Source organism: Enterobacter chuandaensis (assembly GCF_039718975.1).
GTDB lineage: Bacteria > Pseudomonadota > Gammaproteobacteria > Enterobacterales > Enterobacteriaceae > Enterobacter > Enterobacter chuandaensis.
The window spans coordinates 3,834,358-3,850,081 of record NZ_CP097173.1 but is presented as its reverse complement, the minus strand read 5'-3'; the positions used below and the strand labels follow the sequence as shown (position 1 = coordinate 3,850,081).

At 57.1% G+C, this 15,724-nt stretch carries 14 protein-coding genes and 1 other RNA gene; 9 read left to right on the top strand and 6 right to left on the bottom strand.

Features of this window, described 5'->3' with window-relative positions; translation table 11 throughout:
• Positions 1-37: 37 nt before the first annotated feature.
• The 3 genes from MX657_RS18495 to zapA form a co-directional block, all read right to left on the bottom strand.
• On the bottom strand, positions 38-634 hold the full coding sequence (locus tag MX657_RS18495) for a 5-formyltetrahydrofolate cyclo-ligase (RefSeq protein WP_119917097.1): 597 nt from the start codon (positions 632-634) through the stop codon (positions 38-40).
• A gap of 24 nt (positions 635-658) precedes the next feature.
• A non-coding RNA gene (gene ssrS / locus MX657_RS18490) (6S RNA) lies at positions 659-842 on the bottom strand.
• A 41-nt stretch (positions 843-883) separates the two neighbouring features.
• Complete coding sequence (zapA, locus tag MX657_RS18485; protein ID WP_006811891.1) at positions 884-1,213, bottom strand: cell division protein ZapA; 330 nt, start codon at positions 1,211-1,213, stop codon at positions 884-886.
• 167 nt (positions 1,214-1,380) lie between these two features.
• Here zapA and MX657_RS18480 point away from each other — a divergent pair, with 167 nt between their 5' ends.
• The 8 genes from MX657_RS18480 to MX657_RS18445 all read left to right on the top strand — a co-directional run bounded on the left by MX657_RS18480 (position 1,381) and on the right by MX657_RS18445 (position 11,354).
• Positions 1,381-1,959: a YecA family protein gene (locus MX657_RS18480; protein ID WP_072265689.1), complete on the top strand. Its 579-nt coding sequence runs from the start codon at positions 1,381-1,383 to the stop codon at positions 1,957-1,959.
• A gap of 31 nt (positions 1,960-1,990) precedes the next feature.
• The gene (gene pepP, locus MX657_RS18475; RefSeq protein WP_346808574.1) at positions 1,991-3,304 is read left to right on the top strand and encodes a Xaa-Pro aminopeptidase; all 1,314 of its coding nucleotides are present in this window, start codon (positions 1,991-1,993) and stop codon (positions 3,302-3,304) included.
• Positions 3,301-4,479, top strand: coding sequence for a 2-octaprenyl-6-methoxyphenyl hydroxylase (gene ubiH / locus MX657_RS18470; RefSeq protein ID WP_346806358.1), 1,179 nt, complete (start codon positions 3,301-3,303; stop codon positions 4,477-4,479). The genes pepP and ubiH overlap by 4 nt, the downstream gene beginning before the upstream one ends.
• 12 nt (positions 4,480-4,491) lie before the next feature.
• Positions 4,492-5,694, top strand: a complete 1,203-nt coding sequence (gene ubiI / locus MX657_RS18465; RefSeq protein ID WP_346806356.1) for an FAD-dependent 2-octaprenylphenol hydroxylase — start codon at positions 4,492-4,494, stop codon at positions 5,692-5,694.
• A gap of 397 nt (positions 5,695-6,091) precedes the next feature.
• Positions 6,092-7,186: a glycine cleavage system aminomethyltransferase GcvT gene (gene gcvT, locus MX657_RS18460; protein ID WP_346806354.1), complete on the top strand. Its 1,095-nt coding sequence runs from the start codon at positions 6,092-6,094 to the stop codon at positions 7,184-7,186.
• Positions 7,187-7,209: 23 nt separating this feature from the next.
• Entirely contained in the window at positions 7,210-7,599 is a 390-nt protein-coding gene (gene gcvH / locus MX657_RS18455; RefSeq protein ID WP_014885143.1) for a glycine cleavage system protein GcvH, read from the top strand.
• 70 nt (positions 7,600-7,669) lie between these two features.
• On the top strand, positions 7,670-10,543 hold the full coding sequence (gene gcvP, locus MX657_RS18450) for an aminomethyl-transferring glycine dehydrogenase (RefSeq protein WP_119917100.1): 2,874 nt from the start codon (positions 7,670-7,672) through the stop codon (positions 10,541-10,543).
• Between the two features lie 67 nt (positions 10,544-10,610).
• Positions 10,611-11,354 carry an SDR family oxidoreductase gene (locus MX657_RS18445; RefSeq protein WP_119917101.1) on the top strand — a complete coding sequence of 248 codons (744 nt, stop codon included), beginning with the start codon at positions 10,611-10,613 and terminating at the stop codon, positions 11,352-11,354.
• A 47-nt stretch (positions 11,355-11,401) separates the two neighbouring features.
• Here MX657_RS18445 and bglA read toward each other — a convergent pair whose 3' ends face one another.
• Positions 11,402-12,835 carry a 6-phospho-beta-glucosidase BglA gene (bglA, locus tag MX657_RS18440; protein WP_346806352.1) on the bottom strand — a complete coding sequence of 478 codons (1,434 nt, stop codon included), beginning with the start codon at positions 12,833-12,835 and terminating at the stop codon, positions 11,402-11,404.
• A 116-nt stretch (positions 12,836-12,951) separates the two neighbouring features.
• On the bottom strand, positions 12,952-13,683 hold the full coding sequence (locus MX657_RS18435; protein ID WP_119917103.1) for a MurR/RpiR family transcriptional regulator: 732 nt from the start codon (positions 13,681-13,683) through the stop codon (positions 12,952-12,954).
• A 265-nt stretch (positions 13,684-13,948) separates the two neighbouring features.
• Here MX657_RS18435 and trhA point away from each other — a divergent pair, with 265 nt between their 5' ends.
• On the top strand, positions 13,949-14,608 hold the full coding sequence (gene trhA, locus MX657_RS18430; RefSeq protein ID WP_217480594.1) for a PAQR family membrane homeostasis protein TrhA: 660 nt from the start codon (positions 13,949-13,951) through the stop codon (positions 14,606-14,608).
• A gap of 110 nt (positions 14,609-14,718) precedes the next feature.
• Here the strand turns inward: trhA and ygfZ are convergent, their stop codons facing one another.
• Positions 14,719-15,699 (bottom strand): tRNA-modifying protein YgfZ, encoded by a 981-nt coding sequence (ygfZ, locus tag MX657_RS18425; protein ID WP_346806350.1) that lies wholly within the window; start codon positions 15,697-15,699, stop codon positions 14,719-14,721.
• Positions 15,700-15,724: the final 25 nt, after the last annotated feature.

Genomic DNA, 15,724 nt, shown 5'->3' with positions numbered 1-15,724 from the left:
TAGGCCGGGTAAGGCGCAGCCGCCACCCGGCTTTATGCTACCAAAGCCACGTTTTACTTGGCGTTACCACCGCAGGCAGCGGAATATCCCATTTCTCCACCGGCAAGGCTTCTACAGCCTGGCAATCATGCGCATACCCCACCGGCTGCAAACCATACTGCCGCCAGTTTTGCAGCGTTCGGTCGTAAAAACCGCCGCCCATACCTAAGCGCTGTCCCTGCTCATCAAACGCCACCAGCGGCGTAATCAGCACGTCCAGCTCGGACAGCGGTAATACGTCGCGCACGTCGAGTTTTGGCTCGGTGATTTTCAGACGATTCACCACCAGTTCGCTGTGCGGGTGGTAGTGCAGAAACAGCAGATTACCTTTGCTAAACGGATGCAGTACCGGCAGGTAAACCCGTTTTCCGGCGCGCCAGAGCTGGTCGATAAGCGGCTGGGTATCCAGCTCGCCATCAAACGACAGAAACAGGGCGACCGTGTTGGCCATCACGACAGGCGGATAGGCCATCATCCGGGCGGCGGCCTGCTGCGCAAAGTGTGCTTGTTGTTCGGACGTAAGTGCGCGACGACGCTGGCGAATGAGCTGACGGATGTCCTGGCGTGAAGCAGAAACTTCAGGGAATTGAGTCATGGTAGTCGGTAGAAGAAGAAAGAGGGAATCTCCGAGATGCCGCCGCAGGCTGTAACCCTTGAACCCTTGGTTCAAGGTGAATGTGTCGTCATAGTTTTAAGGCTTCTCGGACGAACCGAGCATGCTCACCAACCATGGAGCGCCACATTCTTGTGGTATGAAATATCGGCTCAGGGGACTGGCCCGCTTGCGAACATCTCAGAGAAATTTTGTCTTCACAGTTACTCTACCATAGTCAACTGCGAAGTGTTATTCAAACTTTGGTCCCGGTCTTTCGGGATTGCGACCTTGATCAAGCAACGCTTGTTCAATGGTCTGCTGGAGCATTTTAATGCGCTGCTCCATGCTAGCCGCGTAGTCGCGGGTCTTCGCTTTTTCCTGAGTCAGTTCATAGCTGATATTCAACGCGGCGATGAAAACCAGCTGCTCAGTATTTGTGACTCTAGTGCGTTCTTTTAGATCTTGCAACCGCTGATTCAAATCGTCCGCAGCCTGATTCAAAGCATCCCTTTGTTCAGGCGGACAATTCACTCGCAGTGAACGGCCAAAAATCTGGAGATCGACGGGTTGTGCAGACATGCCACCTTCCTGCTGATTGACTGCGCTGCCTTCGCTAACTGGCCCGGGGGCTGCGAAGGGGCGACACTATAGCTACCCTGATGTGAAGATACAAGCCCTTTTCTGGTATCACCAGGGTCCAAAGTGGTAGCATATCATGAATATCCTCCCTTTGATGACGAATGCGTATGTCTATACAGAACGAAATGCCTGGTTACAAGGATTTAAACCAGTTACTGAACCAGCAGGGAGTCGGTCTTACCCCTGCCGAAATGCACGGTCTGATCAGCGGCATACTGTGCGGCGGAAACAGCGACAGCTCATGGCAGCCGCTGATCCACGACCTCACGAACGAAGGGCTGGCGTTTGGCCACGAACTGGCGGAAGCGCTGCGTAAAATGCACGCCGCAACCAGCGATTCGCTGGAAGACGATGGCTTCCTTTTTCAGCTTTATCTGCCTGAAGGCGACGATGTCAGCGTCTTCGATCGCGCCGATGCGCTCGCGGGTTGGGTAAACCACTATCTGCTTGGCCTGGGCGTTACCCAGCCGAAGCTCGATAAAGTGACCGGCGAAGCGGGTGAAGCGATCGACGATCTGCGCAACATCGCCCAGCTTGGCTACGATGAAGACGAAGATCAGGAAGAGCTGGAGATGTCTCTCGAAGAGATCATCGAGTACGTGCGCGTGGCGGCGCTGCTGTGCCACGACAACTTTACGCGCTCGCAGCCGACCGCGCCGGAAGTTCGCAAGCCAACCTTACATTAAGAAAAATAACGCACAGGAGGGTGTCATGGTTATCTCGCAACAAGAGTATTCTCGCCGCCGCCAGGCTTTGTTGGCAAACATGCAGCCGGGCAGCGCGGCCCTGATTTTTGCCGCGCCGGAAGTGACGCGCAGCGCCGACAGCGAATACCCCTATCGCCAGAACAGCGATTTCTGGTACTTCACCGGATTTAACGAGCCGGAAGCGGTACTGGTGCTGATCAAGAGCAATGACACCCACAACCACAGCGTGATTTTCAACCGCGTGCGCGATCTGACGGCTGAAATCTGGTTTGGCCGCCGCTTAGGGCAAGAGGCCGCACCGGAAAAGCTGGGCGTTGACCGCGCGCTGGCGTTTAGCGAAATCAACCAGCAGCTTTATCAGCTGCTGAATGGCCTGGACGTGCTCTACCACGCCCAGGGCGAATACGCCTACGCCGATGAGATTGTTTTCAACGCGCTGGATAAGCTGCGTAAAGGTTCGCGCCAGAACCTTTCCGCGCCCGCAACGCTCACGGACTGGCGTCCGGTGGTGCACGAGATGCGCCTGTTTAAGTCTGAAGAAGAGCTCAACGTGCTGCGCCGCGCGGGCGAAATCAGCGCCCTGGCGCACACCCGCGCGATGGAAAAATGCCGTCCCGGAATGTTCGAATACCAGCTTGAAGGCGAAATTCACCACGAATTTAACCGCCACGGCGCGCGCTTCCCGTCCTACAACACCATTGTTGGCGGCGGGGAAAACGGATGCATTCTGCACTACACCGAAAACGAAAGCGCGCTGCGCGACGGCGATTTGGTGCTGATTGACGCCGGTTGCGAATATCAGGGCTATGCGGGCGACATCACCCGTACCTTCCCGGTGAACGGTAAATTCTCACCGGCGCAGCGGGCGATTTATGACATTGTTCTCGAATCACTCGAGACGGCGCTGACGCTGTATCGCCCGGGTACCTCCATTCAGGAAGTGACCGGCGAGGTGGTGCGCATCATGATTACCGGGCTGGTTAAGCTTGGGATCCTCAAAGGGGATGTCGACACCCTGATTACCGAGAACGCTCACCGCCCGTACTTTATGCACGGCCTGAGCCACTGGCTGGGGCTGGATGTGCATGACGTGGGCGCTTACGGCCCTGAACGTTCGCGCGTGCTGGAGCCGGGCATGGTGCTGACCGTCGAGCCGGGGCTGTACATCGCGCCGGATGCCGATGTGCCAGAGGAATACCGCGGAATTGGCATTCGTATTGAAGACGACATCGTCATCACCGAAACCGGCAACGAAAACCTGACCGCGAGCGTGGTAAAAAAAGCGGATGATATCGAGGCGCTGATGGCAGCGGCGCGCGTATGAGCGTGATCATCGTGGGCGGCGGCATGACCGGCGCCACGCTGGCGTTAGCCATCTCGCAGTTGACGAAGGGTCAGCTTCCGGTTCATCTGGTTGAAGCCGTCGCGCCGCAGGCGAAGCATCACCCTGGGTTTGATTCACGCGCCATTGCCCTGGCGCAGGGCACCTGCCAGCAGCTGTCCCGGATTGGTATCTGGCAGGCCATCGCCGATTGCGCCACCGCCATTAATACCGTGCACGTGAGCGATCGCGGCCATGCCGGGTTTGTCACGCTGGATGCCCATGACTACCGTATTGCCGCGCTGGGCCAGGTTGTAGAACTCCACGATGTCGGCCTGCGCCTGTTCCGTCTGTTGCAGGACGCGCCAGGCGTGACGCTGCACTGTCCGGCACGCGTTGATAGCTTCACCCGCAGTGAAGATGCGGTCAGCGTGACGCTGGATAATGGTGTTGTTCTCGATGGCCAGCTTCTGGTTGCCGCGGACGGATCGCGCTCGGCGCTCGGCACCCAGTGTGGTGTAGAGTGGCGTCAGCAGCCTTACGGGCAGGTTGCGGTTATTGCGAACGTCTCGACCGCCGCGGAACACAATGGCCGGGCGTTTGAGCGCTTCACGCAGCACGGTCCGCTGGCGATGCTGCCGATGTCGGAAGGTCGCTGTTCGCTGGTCTGGTGCCACCCTCTGGATAAAGCCGAAGAGGTTAAGTCCTGGTCCGACGAACGTTTTTGTAACGAGCTGCAGAAAGCCTTTGGCTGGCGGCTCGGGCGTATTACCCTGGCGGGAAAACGTGCGGTCTATCCGCTATCGTTAACCACCGCATCACAGTCTGTTTCCCACCGGGTGGCGCTGGTCGGCAACGCGGCGCAGACCCTTCACCCTATCGCAGGTCAGGGCTTTAACCTCGGCCTGCGGGATGTGATGAGCCTGGCCGAAACCCTTTCTCAGGCGTGGGGCGAACAAAAAGACTGCGGCGCTTATTCGGTGCTAAGCCATTACCAGAAGCGACGTCAGGCCGATAAAGAGGCGACAATCGGCGTCACCGATGGTTTGGTCCATCTGTTTGCCAATCGCTGGGCGCCGCTGGTTGCCGGTCGCAACCTCGGGCTGATGGCGATGGAACTGTTCATTCCGGCACGTGACGTGCTGGCGCAGCGGACCCTGGGTTGGGTCGCGCGTTAAGGAGTTATCACTGTGCAAAATGTTGATGTTGCTATCGTTGGCGGCGGAATGGTTGGGCTGGCGCTGGCCTGCGGTTTACAGGGCAGCGGCCTGCGCGTGGCCGTGCTGGAGCAAAAGCAGCCTCAGCCTGTCGCACCTGATGCCCCGCCGGAACTCCGCGTGTCGGCGATTAACGCGGCCAGCGAAAAGCTGCTGACGCGTCTCGGCGTCTGGTCAGATATTATTGCCCAGCGTGCCAGCTGCTATCACGGCATGGAAGTGTGGGACAAAGACAGTTTTGGCCACATTGCCTTTGATGATGAAAGCATGGGCTATAGCCATCTGGGCCATATAATTGAGAATGCGGTGATCCACCACGCGCTGTGGCAGAAAGCAGAGCAGTGCAGCGACGTGACGCTGGTAGCACCTGCGCAGATCCAACAGGTGGCATGGGGCGAAAACGAGGCGTTTATCACTCTGCAAAGCGGTGACATGCTGACCGCGCGCCTGGTTGTGGGGGCCGATGGCGCCAACTCCTGGCTGCGCAACAAGGCCGATATTCCGCTGACGTACTGGGATTACCGCCATCATGTGATGGTGGCAACGATCCGTACCGAAGAGCCGCACGGCGGCGTGGCGCGGCAGATTTTCCACAACGACGGTATTCTGGCCTTCCTTCCGCTTGCCGATCCGCATCTGTGCTCGATTGTCTGGTCCCTGGTGCCGGAAAAAGCGCAGCAGATGCAGGATGTGACACCGGAGGCCTTTAACCAGGCGCTGTGCGTGGCGTTTGATAACCGTCTTGGCCTGTGCACGCTTGAAAGCGAGCGGCTGGTGTTCCCGTTAACCGGCCGTTACGCGCGTCAGTTTGCGGCGCACCGTCTGGCGCTGGTGGGCGATGCGGCCCATACCATTCATCCGCTGGCGGGGCAGGGCGTTAACCTCGGCTTTATGGACGCGGCGGAACTGGTGGAAGAACTACGTCGCCTGCACCGTGAAGGTAAAGATATCGGTCAGCATCTGTATCTGCGTCGCTATGAGCGCAGCCGCAAGCACAGCGCGGCGATGATGCTGGCGGGGATGCAGGGATTCCGCGAGCTGTTTGCCGGGGCAAATCCGGCGAAAAAACTGCTGCGCGATATCGGTCTTAAACTCGCAGATACCCTTCCCGGCGTCAAACCTCAACTTCTGCGTCAGGCAATGGGTCTTAACGATCTTCCCGACTGGTTACGCTAATCTCGATCCCCGTCACACTTTATTTTCCCGGCCTCTGCGCCGGGGGAATTCCCTCGTTTGAAATATTCTAATTCCACGCCATTTTTCGCATTAGTTTTTCTCATGTCATGATTTTTATGTGACGGAAATTCGGCCCGTTTTTCCGCACGAAATATCACCATGTGCTAAATCCTGTTAGATCATTGTTAATTTTGTGCGGGGTTAATCGCATTTTTCCAGTGAATAACTCTGTAGGCTTTTCAGCGTTTTTTGGTCATAAGCTAATGTGATGACCCGTTTTACCTTATGGTTAACCGCCGGTTTCGGTGGTAAGTTCAGGTAAAAGAGAACGTTTGCGTCGGCATTCGGGAACGAGGCCGATACCGGGTTTCACGGTGAATTTTTCAACGAGGACAAGATGGCTCAACAGACTCCTTTGTACGAACAGCACGTGTTATGCGGCGCCCGCATGGTGGACTTCCATGGCTGGATGATGCCGCTGCACTACGGCTCGCAGATTGATGAGCACCACGCGGTGCGCACCGATGCCGGTATGTTCGACGTGTCCCACATGACGATTGTCGACCTGCGCGGTAGCCGCACCCGGGAGTTTTTGCGTTATCTGCTGGCAAATGACGTCGCCAAATTGAAGACGCCGGGTAAAGCGCTCTATACCGGCATGCTGAATGCCTCGGGCGGCGTGATTGATGACCTTATCGTCTACTACTTCACTGAAGATTTCTTCCGCCTCGTTGTAAACTCCGCCACCCGCGAAAAAGACCTCTCCTGGATCACCCAACACGCCGAACCTTATGCCATCGACATCACCGTCCGTGACGATCTGTCGCTGATCGCCGTGCAGGGGCCGAACGCGCAGGCGAAAGCCGCGTCTCTGTTTAACGACGAGCAGCGTAAAGCAACTGAAGGCATGAAGCCGTTCTTCGGCGTGCAGGCGGGCGATCTGTTTATCGCCACCACCGGCTACACCGGGGAAGCGGGCTACGAAATTGCGATGCCGAACGAGAAAGCCGCCGATTTCTGGCGTGCGCTGGTGGTAGCGGGCGTGAAGCCTGCGGGTCTGGGCGCACGCGATACGCTGCGTCTGGAAGCCGGGATGAACCTCTACGGTCAGGAGATGGATGAAGGCGTCTCTCCGCTGGCCGCTAACATGGGCTGGACCATCGCATGGGAACCAGCTGACCGTGACTTTATTGGCCGTGAAGCGCTGGAGATGCAGCGTGAGAAGGGCACTGAACAACTGGTTGGTCTGGTAATGAAGGAAAAAGGCGTGCTGCGCGGCGAACTGCCGGTGCGTTTTACCGATGCCGACGGCAATCCTCGCGAAGGCGTGATCACCAGCGGGTCCTTCTCCCCGACGCTGGGCTACAGTATTGCACTGGCACGCGTGCCGGCGGGCATTGGCGACACGGCGGTGGTACAAATCCGCAACCGCGAAATGCCGGTCCACGTGACCAAACCGATTTTTGTTCGCGCCGGTAAGCCGGTCGCCTAACTATTTTTATCAGGAGAACTTCAATGAGCAATGTGCCAGCAGAACTGAAATACAGCAAAGAACACGAGTGGCTGCGCAAAGAGGCGGACGGCACTTATACCGTTGGGATCACCGAGCACGCGCAAGAGCTGCTGGGCGACATGGTGTTTGTTGACCTGCCTGAAGTGGGCGCAACCGTCAGCGCGGGCGATGACTGCGCCGTGGCGGAGTCCGTCAAAGCGGCATCCGATATCTACGCACCGGTAAGCGGCGAGATTGTTGCCGTGAACGACGCGCTGAGCGACTCCCCGGAACTGGTTAACAGCGAGCCATATGAAGGCGGCTGGATCTTCAAAATCAAAGCCAGCGACGAATCTCAGGTTGCCGCGCTGCTGGATGCGACCGCGTACGAAGCACTGTTAGAAGACGAGTAAGCCATTATCCCTCTCCTCTTTGGGGAGAGGGAGAAAACACATTCACTGCACGTTTCAGGAACCATCGCTCATGACACAGACTTTAAGCCAGCTTGAAAACCGTGGCGCCTTCATTGAACGTCACATTGGGCCGGATGCTCAGCAACAGCAGGAGATGCTGAAGACGGTTGGCGCGGATTCATTAAACGCACTGATCGGCCAGATTGTGCCAAAAGATATCCAGCTTGCCACGCCGCCTCAGGTGGGGGAAGCCACCACGGAGTTCGCCGCGCTGGCGGAGCTGAAGGCTATCGCAGGCCTGAACAAGCGCTATAAGTCTTACATTGGCATGGGCTACACCAACGTGCAGTTGCCGCCGGTTATCCTGCGCAACATGCTGGAAAACCCGGGCTGGTACACCGCTTACACCCCTTATCAGCCAGAAGTCTCCCAGGGCCGTCTGGAAGCGCTGCTGAACTTCCAGCAGGTGACGCTGGATCTGACCGGTATGGACATTGCCTCCGCGTCTCTGCTGGATGAAGCGACCGCCGCCGCCGAAGCGATGGCGATGGCAAAACGCGTGAGCAAGCTGAAAAATGCCAACCGCTTCTTCGTGGCGGCAGACGTGCATCCGCAGACGCTGGACGTGGTGCGCACCCGCGCGGAAACCTTCGGCTTTGACGTGATCGTCGACGACGCCGACAAAGTGCTGGATCACCAGGACGTCTTCGGCGTGCTGCTGCAGCAGGTGGGCACCACCGGTGAAGTACACGACTACGGCGCGCTGATTGCCGAGCTGAAATCCCGCAAAGTGGTTGTCAGCGTTGCCGCCGATTTTATGGCGCTGGTGCTGCTGACCGCGCCGGGCAAACAGGGCGCGGATATTGTATTCGGCTCCGCGCAGCGCTTTGGCGTGCCGATGGGCTACGGCGGCCCGCACGCGGCGTTCTTCGGCGCGAAAGATGAATTCAAACGCTCCATGCCAGGCCGTATCATCGGCGTGTCAAAAGATGCTGCCGGTAACACCGCGCTGCGCATGGCGATGCAGACCCGCGAGCAGCATATCCGCCGTGAGAAAGCGAACTCCAACATCTGTACTTCCCAGGTCCTGCTGGCAAACATCGCCAGCCTGTATGCGGTATTCCACGGTCCGGCTGGCCTGAAGCGCATTGCCAGCCGCATTCACCGCCTGGCCGATATTCTGGCCTGCGGCCTGCAGCAGAAAGGCCTCAAGCTGCGCCACGCCCACTACTTCGATACCCTGTGCGTGGAAGTGGCAGACAAAGCGGCCGTGCTGGCGCGCGCGGATGCAGCAGAAATCAACCTGCGCAGCGACATCCACAATGCGGTCGGCATTACGCTGGATGAAAGCACCACTCGCGACGATATCCTGAATCTGTTCAGCGTGTTGCTGGGCGACGGACACGGTCTGGACATTGATACGCTTGACAAAGAGGTCGCGCTCGACAGCCGCTCTATTCAGGAAAGCATGCTGCGCAATGACGCGATCCTGACTCACCCGGTGTTTAACCGCTACCACAGCGAAACCGAGATGATGCGCTATATGCACTCTCTGGAGCGCAAAGATCTGGCGCTGAACCAGGCGATGATCCCGCTGGGATCCTGCACCATGAAGCTGAACGCCGCGGCAGAGATGATCCCGATCACATGGCCTGAATTCTCCGAGCTGCACCCGTTCTGCCCGCCAGAGCAGGCGGAAGGTTATCACATGATGATCAACCAGCTTTCCGACTGGCTGGTGAAGCTGACCGGTTACGACGCGCTCTGCATGCAGCCGAACTCCGGCGCGCAGGGTGAATACGCGGGCCTGCTGGCGATCCGTCACTATCACGAAAGCCGCAACGAAGGTCACCGCGATATCTGCCTGATCCCAAGCTCCGCCCACGGTACCAACCCGGCCTCAGCCCAGATGGCGGGCATGGAAGTGGTGGTCGTGGCCTGCGATAAGAACGGCAACATCGATCTGGCCGACCTGCGTGCGAAAGCCGAGCAGGCGGGCGACAAACTCTCCTGCATCATGGTGACCTACCCGTCCACCCACGGCGTGTACGAAGAGACCATCCGTGAAGTGTGCGAAGTGGTGCACCAGTTTGGCGGTCAGGTTTACCTCGACGGCGCGAACATGAACGCTCAGGTGGGCATTACCTCTCCGGGCTTTATCGGCGCGGACGTGTCGCACCTGAACCTGCACAAAACCTTCTGCATTCCGCACGGTGGTGGCGGCCCGGGAATGGGACCAATCGGCGTGAAAGCGCACCTGGCGCCGTTTGTGCCGGGCCACAGCGTGGTGCAGATTGAAGGCATGCTGACCCGTCAGGGCGCGGTCTCTGCGGCCCCGTTCGGTAGCGCATCAATCCTGCCTATCAGCTGGATGTACATCCGCATGATGGGCGCGGAAGGGCTGAAGCAGGCGAGCCAGGTGGCTATCCTGAACGCTAACTATATTGCGACTCGCCTGAAGTCCGCCTTCCCAGTGCTCTATACCGGCCGTGACGGTCGCGTGGCGCACGAGTGCATTCTGGATATTCGTCCGCTGAAAGAAGCGACGGGCATCAGCGAACTGGATATTGCCAAGCGTCTGATCGACTACGGCTTCCACGCGCCAACCATGTCGTTCCCGGTTGCGGGCACGCTGATGGTGGAGCCAACCGAGTCTGAAAGCAAAGCCGAGCTGGACCGCTTTATCGACGCGATGCTGGCCATCCGCATGGAGATCGATCGCGTGCAGGACGGCGAGTGGACGCTGGAAGATAACCCGCTGGTTAACGCCCCGCACACCCAGCATGAGATGGTGTCCGAATGGAACCACGGTTATTCCCGCGAACTGGCCGTCTTCCCGGCAGGTGTGGCAAACAAATACTGGCCGACCGTGAAGCGTCTTGATGACGTGTACGGCGACCGTAACCTGTTCTGCTCCTGCGTGCCGATGAGCGAATACCAGTAATTATTTGCCATACTGTAGGCCGGGTAAGCGTTAGCGCCACCCGGCTTTTTTTTTCTGGAGGTTGTGAATGGCAATTGCACTGGTCACCGGCGCCAGCCGCGGCATTGGGAAAGCCACCGCGCTGCAGTTGGCACACGAAGGCTACACCGTGGCGGTGAACTATCACCACAACATTAAAGCCGCGACGGACGTCATCAATCAGATCGTTGAGGCAGGTGGTAAAGCGTTTGCCGTGCGCGCGGACATCAGCGACGAAGCGCAGGTACTGGCGATGTTCGACAGCATCGATCGTGAAGGCGAGCCGCTTCGTGCGCTGGTCAATAATGCGGGCATTCTGTTTGAGCAATCCACCATTGAGAATCTGTCCGCAGAGCGCATTAACCGCGTGCTGGCGACCAACGTCACGGGCTACTTTCTCTGCTGTCGTGAGGCGGTGAAACGCATGTCCATCAAGCATGGCGGCAAGGGCGGGGCGATTGTGAATGTCTCTTCCGCGGCGTCGCGTTTGGGCGCGCCGGGAGAATATGTCGATTACGCTGCTTCTAAAGGCGCGGTAGATTCCCTGACCACCGGGCTATCGCTGGAGGTGGCGGCGCAGGGTATTCGCGTGAACTGCGTGCGGCCTGGGCTGATTTATACCGATATTCACGCGTCCGGCGGAGAGCCGGGGCGGGTGGATCGCGTGAAATCGTTGCTGCCGATGCAGCGCGGCGGCCAGCCGGAAGAGGTGGCGCAGGCGATTGTCTGGCTGCTGAGCGAGAAGGCGTCTTACGTGACGGGCAGTTTTTTAGAGTTGGCTGGCGGGAAATAAACCCCTCACCCTAACCCTCTCCCCAAAGGGGAGAGGGGATCACGGCGTTAAAGTTTCTCGCCGTTGCTGGCAATCACCTCTTTATACCATTCGAAGCTTTTCTTACGGGAGCGGGACATGTCGCCCGTGCCGTCGTCGTGCTTGTTGACGTAGATAAAGCCGTAGCGCTTGCTGTACTGGCCGGTGGTGAACGACACGCAGTCGATGCAGCCCCACGGCGTATAGCCCATCAGATCCACGCCATCGTGCGTGACGGCTTTGATCATCTCTTCCACGTGGGCACGCAGGTAGTCGATGCGATAGTCATCGTTGATGCTGCCGTCTTCTTCCACCTTATCGTAGGCGCCAAAGCCGTTTTCCACGATAAACAGCGGCTTCTGATAACGCTCGTAAAGCTCGCACAAGGAATAACGCAGGCCCACCGGGTCAATCTGCCAGCCCCAGTCGGACGCCTTCACGTGCGGGTTCGGCACGCTGCCTTCGAAGCCGGAGATGGCGTCACCGGTGCCGCCTTCCGCCTTCACCGCGTTGGTCATGTAGTAACTAAAGCCTAAGTAATCGCAGGTGCCTTCACGCAGGATTTGCTCGTCGCCCGCCTCCATTTTGATGGAAAAACCGCGGCGCTCCCACTCGTTCAGTACGTAGGACGGGTAGTAACCACGCAGCTGGACGTCGGTAAAGACATAGCGCTCACGCATAGATTCTTGGGCGAACATCACGTCTTCCGGTTTGCAGGAGAACGGATAGAGCGCCACCATCGCCAGCATGCAGCCGACTTTCATCTCCGGATTGATGCGTCGCGCGGCTTTCACTGCCAGGGCGCTGGCCACAAACTGGTGGTGCAGCACCTGGTACATGGTCTCTTCCGGGTTTTCATGTTCGGTATAGACCACGCCCGAGCAGCAGTAGCCGAACAGCGGGGCGCGCCAGTTGCGTTGGTTGTTGATTTCGTTGAAGGTCATCCAGTATTTGACCTTGTGCTTGTAGCGCTCAAACACCACTTCCGCGAAGCGTACAAAGAAATCGACTACTTTGCGGTTGGTCCAGCTGCCGTACTCCTGCACCAGGTGCAGCGGCATTTCGAAGTGGGAGAGGGTGATCACCGGCTCGATGTTGTACTTCAGCAGCTCATCGAACATGTCGTCATAGAACTTCAGCCCTTCTTCGTTTGGCTGCGTTTCATCACCTTTCGGGAAGATGCGCGTCCAGGCGATAGAGGTGCGGAAACACTTGAAGCCCATCTCGGCAAACAGCTTGATGTCTTCTTTGTAGTGGCCGTGGAAGTCGATGGCCTCGTGGTTTGGGTAGTATTTACCCGGCACCACCTCCTGCGTGATTTCGCGCGGCACGCCGTGTGCGCCGCCGGTCAGCACGTCGCAAATGCTTGGCCCTTTGCCGCCTTTGTTCCAGCCGCCTTCAACCTGGTGAGCGGCCACCGCGCCGCCCCATAGAAAATCTTTCGGTAAGGTTAATTTTTTCATCGCTACTATTCTCAATAAATGGCTTACTGGCATCGAGTCTAGCAAAGCGAAATTGAATGTCACGATATAACAATTTGCGGAAATTGTAATTTGTCACATCGAAAAAACAGGGTGTTTTATTCCGTCAGTTTCTTCGCCAGCTTGCGTCCGAGAGATTCCAGAATATAGATGACGGGAATTTGCGTGGTGATATCGTAGACACCGCCAATTCGCGTCTGGGGAACGTGCCAGGAGAGATTAAAATCCGCCAGTTTTGCCAGGCGCGAGTGCTCGTGGCTGGTAATAGAGAGCACCTTGCAGTGATGCAGGCTGAACTGGCTGGCGAAGCGCAGGATCTCCTCAGTTTCACCCGAGACGGAGAGCACAATCGCCAGCGCATTTTTCGCCATATCATTGGTGACCGGGAAATAAGGATCATCAATATGATTGCTGAATTTACCAATATTCGAAAAGAAACGTGCACCATATTTCGCCAGTGAGCCTGACGTTCCCGCCCCGACAAATATAATGCGCTCTGAAGAGAGAATGATATTTACCGCGTCATTTAATAACGCATCGAACTCTTCGTTATTCACGCTTTTAAAGAAGCTGATAATTTCGCTTGCACCGAAATTCGTCTGCTGGGGCTCGTTCTGCTCAAGATAGAGCTTAAAGCGCACGCGAAATTCAGAATACCCTTCGCAGTTGAGCTTGCGGCAAAAGCGCAGGATGGTGGTGGTTGAGACGCCAGCCGCATCCGCCAGCTCGCGGATGGTCATGTACATCACTTTGTCACGATTTTTAATGACATAGTTATAGACCATCATTTCCAGATTATTGAGACTGGCAATGGCGGAGTGGGTGAACATACTCACAGTGGCAAAACTCTCATTCAGACCTCATTTATCCATCATACCATGCAGCCAGGCGGCAGGATCCAATTTTATGCCCTTGATTCTTAATGATTAAATTTTTACGTGAACAATTGTTAGGTGAAAGGTTTGTATATATCTATGATTTTCAGGTATAAATTTTGAAATGAATTTATTTTAGCTAACAGGTGTTCACTGGAATCATTCTCAGTTAGCATAGATATGCGATGAATAATCATCTTACGTTTTCCCGGAGTTTTGTATGGCGAGCAGACCATTAATCGCACAGGGATATTCGCTGGCTGAGGAAGTAGCCAACAGCATCAGCCACGGCATTGGCCTGGTGTTTGGGATTGTCGGTTTAGTGTTATTGCTGGTACAGGCGATAGATACCAATGCCAGCGCGATGGCAATTACCAGCTATAGCCTTTATGGCGGAAGCATGATCCTGCTGTTCCTGGCATCGACGCTCTATCACGCGATTCCACATCAGCGGGCTAAGATATGGCTCAAGAAATTTGACCACTGCGCAATCTATCTGCTTATTGCAGGCACCTACACCCCGTTTTTGCTGGTGGGGCTCAATTCCCCCCTGTCGCGTGGCCTGATGATTGTTATCTGGAGCCTGGCGCTGCTGGGGATCCTGTTTAAGCTGACCATCGCGCACCGGTTTAAGGTGCTGTCGCTGGTCACCTATCTGACCATGGGCTGGCTGTCGCTGATTGTGGTGTATCAGCTGGCGATTAAGCTGGCAGTAGGGGGCGTTACGCTGCTGGCGGTGGGCGGTGTGGTCTACTCGCTGGGCGTCATTTTCTACGTCTGCAAGCGCATCCCATACAACCATGCCATCTGGCATGGCTTTGTGCTGGGCGGCAGCGTGTGCCACTTTTTGGCGATTTATTTGTACGTGGGGCAGGTGTAGTTTTTTCTACCGTGCGGGCGGTTGCCCTCACCCCGGTCCTCTCCCCCGGGGAGAGGGAGGACACCAAAACCGTAGGCCCGGTAAGCGCAGCGTCACCGGGCGATACAGCATCACTCATCCAGTGAATACGGCAGCGGCTCAATACTCAATGTATTGGCATCGTCACGTACACGGAATACGCTGTCGGCTTCCATATCGTTGTTCATGACAACCTGCACCAGCAGACGGCCATCATCAAGCTGTACGGCGGCTAACACGGTGCCGGTGCGGCGCCAGTTCTCACCCATCTTCAGTTCCAGGTCTTCACCCGCTTCCGGTACACGGCTGGCATGGCCCGCCAGCGTCCACAGCGCGCGTTTGTTTGCCCCGCGGAATTTTGCACGCGCTACCATTTCCTGGCCGGTGTAGCAGCCTTTTTTGAAGCTGATGCCGCCCAGCGCCTGAAGGTTGGTTGCCTGGGGAATAAACTGCGCGCTGTTGGCCGCGTCAATCACCGGCAGACCCGCTTCGATGTTCAGCGCCAGCCATTGCTGGCTGTTGTTGAGCTGCGCTTCGCCGCGCAGTGCCTCGGTGACCCGTTCCGCCGTTGCGACATCGGTGACTAACAGGAAGCGCTCTGCCGGATGTTCAAACCACAGGATGGAGGTTGCGTCCTCGCTGACCACCTGTTTTTCCGCATCCGGTAGCGCAGCAAACAGATTTTGCATCGCCGCACGCGCCTGGAAGCCCGCCACGCCCAGCAGAACATGTTCGTCGTCCGGGGCGATGGTGACTTTGGAAAAGACCGCGTATTTTTTCAGCTCTTTGAGCTGCGCATCGCGCAGGCTGCGGCGCTCAATAAAGGCAAAACCGTCCTGACGGCGGAAGAGACGCAGGTTGCTCCACATTTTGCCTTTAGGATCGCAGTGCGCGGCCAGCAGATGCTGGTGTTCAGTCAACTGCGCAACGTCCGCAGTCACCTGACCCTGCAGGTATTTTTCGGCGTCGGCGCCGGAGAGGGTTGCCAGCGCCCAGTCATCAAGAGAAATAAGCGTCAGCGGCAGACGCGCAGAGGCGGCGGGCTGGCGAGGAGAAAATGGTGTAAATGCCATAACGGTATCCTGAATTGCTTAACGC

What these genes read in the sequence shown, in the direction of transcription:
- MX657_RS18495 (WP_119917097.1), bottom strand. Translation starts at nt 634, where the DNA reads ATGACTCAATTCCCTGAAGTTTCTGCTTCACGCCAGGACATCCGTCAG.
- zapA (WP_006811891.1), bottom strand. Translation starts at nt 1,213, where the DNA reads ATGTCTGCACAACCCGTCGATCTCCAGATTTTTGGCCGTTCACTGCGA.
- MX657_RS18480 (WP_072265689.1), top strand. Translation starts at nt 1,381, where the DNA reads ATGTCTATACAGAACGAAATGCCTGGTTACAAGGATTTAAACCAGTTA.
- ubiH (WP_346806358.1), top strand. Translation starts at nt 3,301, where the DNA reads ATGAGCGTGATCATCGTGGGCGGCGGCATGACCGGCGCCACGCTGGCG.
- gcvT (WP_346806354.1), top strand. Translation starts at nt 6,092, where the DNA reads ATGGCTCAACAGACTCCTTTGTACGAACAGCACGTGTTATGCGGCGCC.
- gcvH (WP_014885143.1), top strand. Translation starts at nt 7,210, where the DNA reads ATGAGCAATGTGCCAGCAGAACTGAAATACAGCAAAGAACACGAGTGG.
- gcvP (WP_119917100.1), top strand. Translation starts at nt 7,670, where the DNA reads ATGACACAGACTTTAAGCCAGCTTGAAAACCGTGGCGCCTTCATTGAA.
- MX657_RS18445 (WP_119917101.1), top strand. Translation starts at nt 10,611, where the DNA reads ATGGCAATTGCACTGGTCACCGGCGCCAGCCGCGGCATTGGGAAAGCC.
- bglA (WP_346806352.1), bottom strand. Translation starts at nt 12,835, where the DNA reads ATGAAAAAATTAACCTTACCGAAAGATTTTCTATGGGGCGGCGCGGTG.
- MX657_RS18435 (WP_119917103.1), bottom strand. Translation starts at nt 13,683, where the DNA reads ATGTTCACCCACTCCGCCATTGCCAGTCTCAATAATCTGGAAATGATG.
- trhA (WP_217480594.1), top strand. Translation starts at nt 13,949, where the DNA reads ATGGCGAGCAGACCATTAATCGCACAGGGATATTCGCTGGCTGAGGAA.
- ygfZ (WP_346806350.1), bottom strand. Translation starts at nt 15,699, where the DNA reads ATGGCATTTACACCATTTTCTCCTCGCCAGCCCGCCGCCTCTGCGCGT.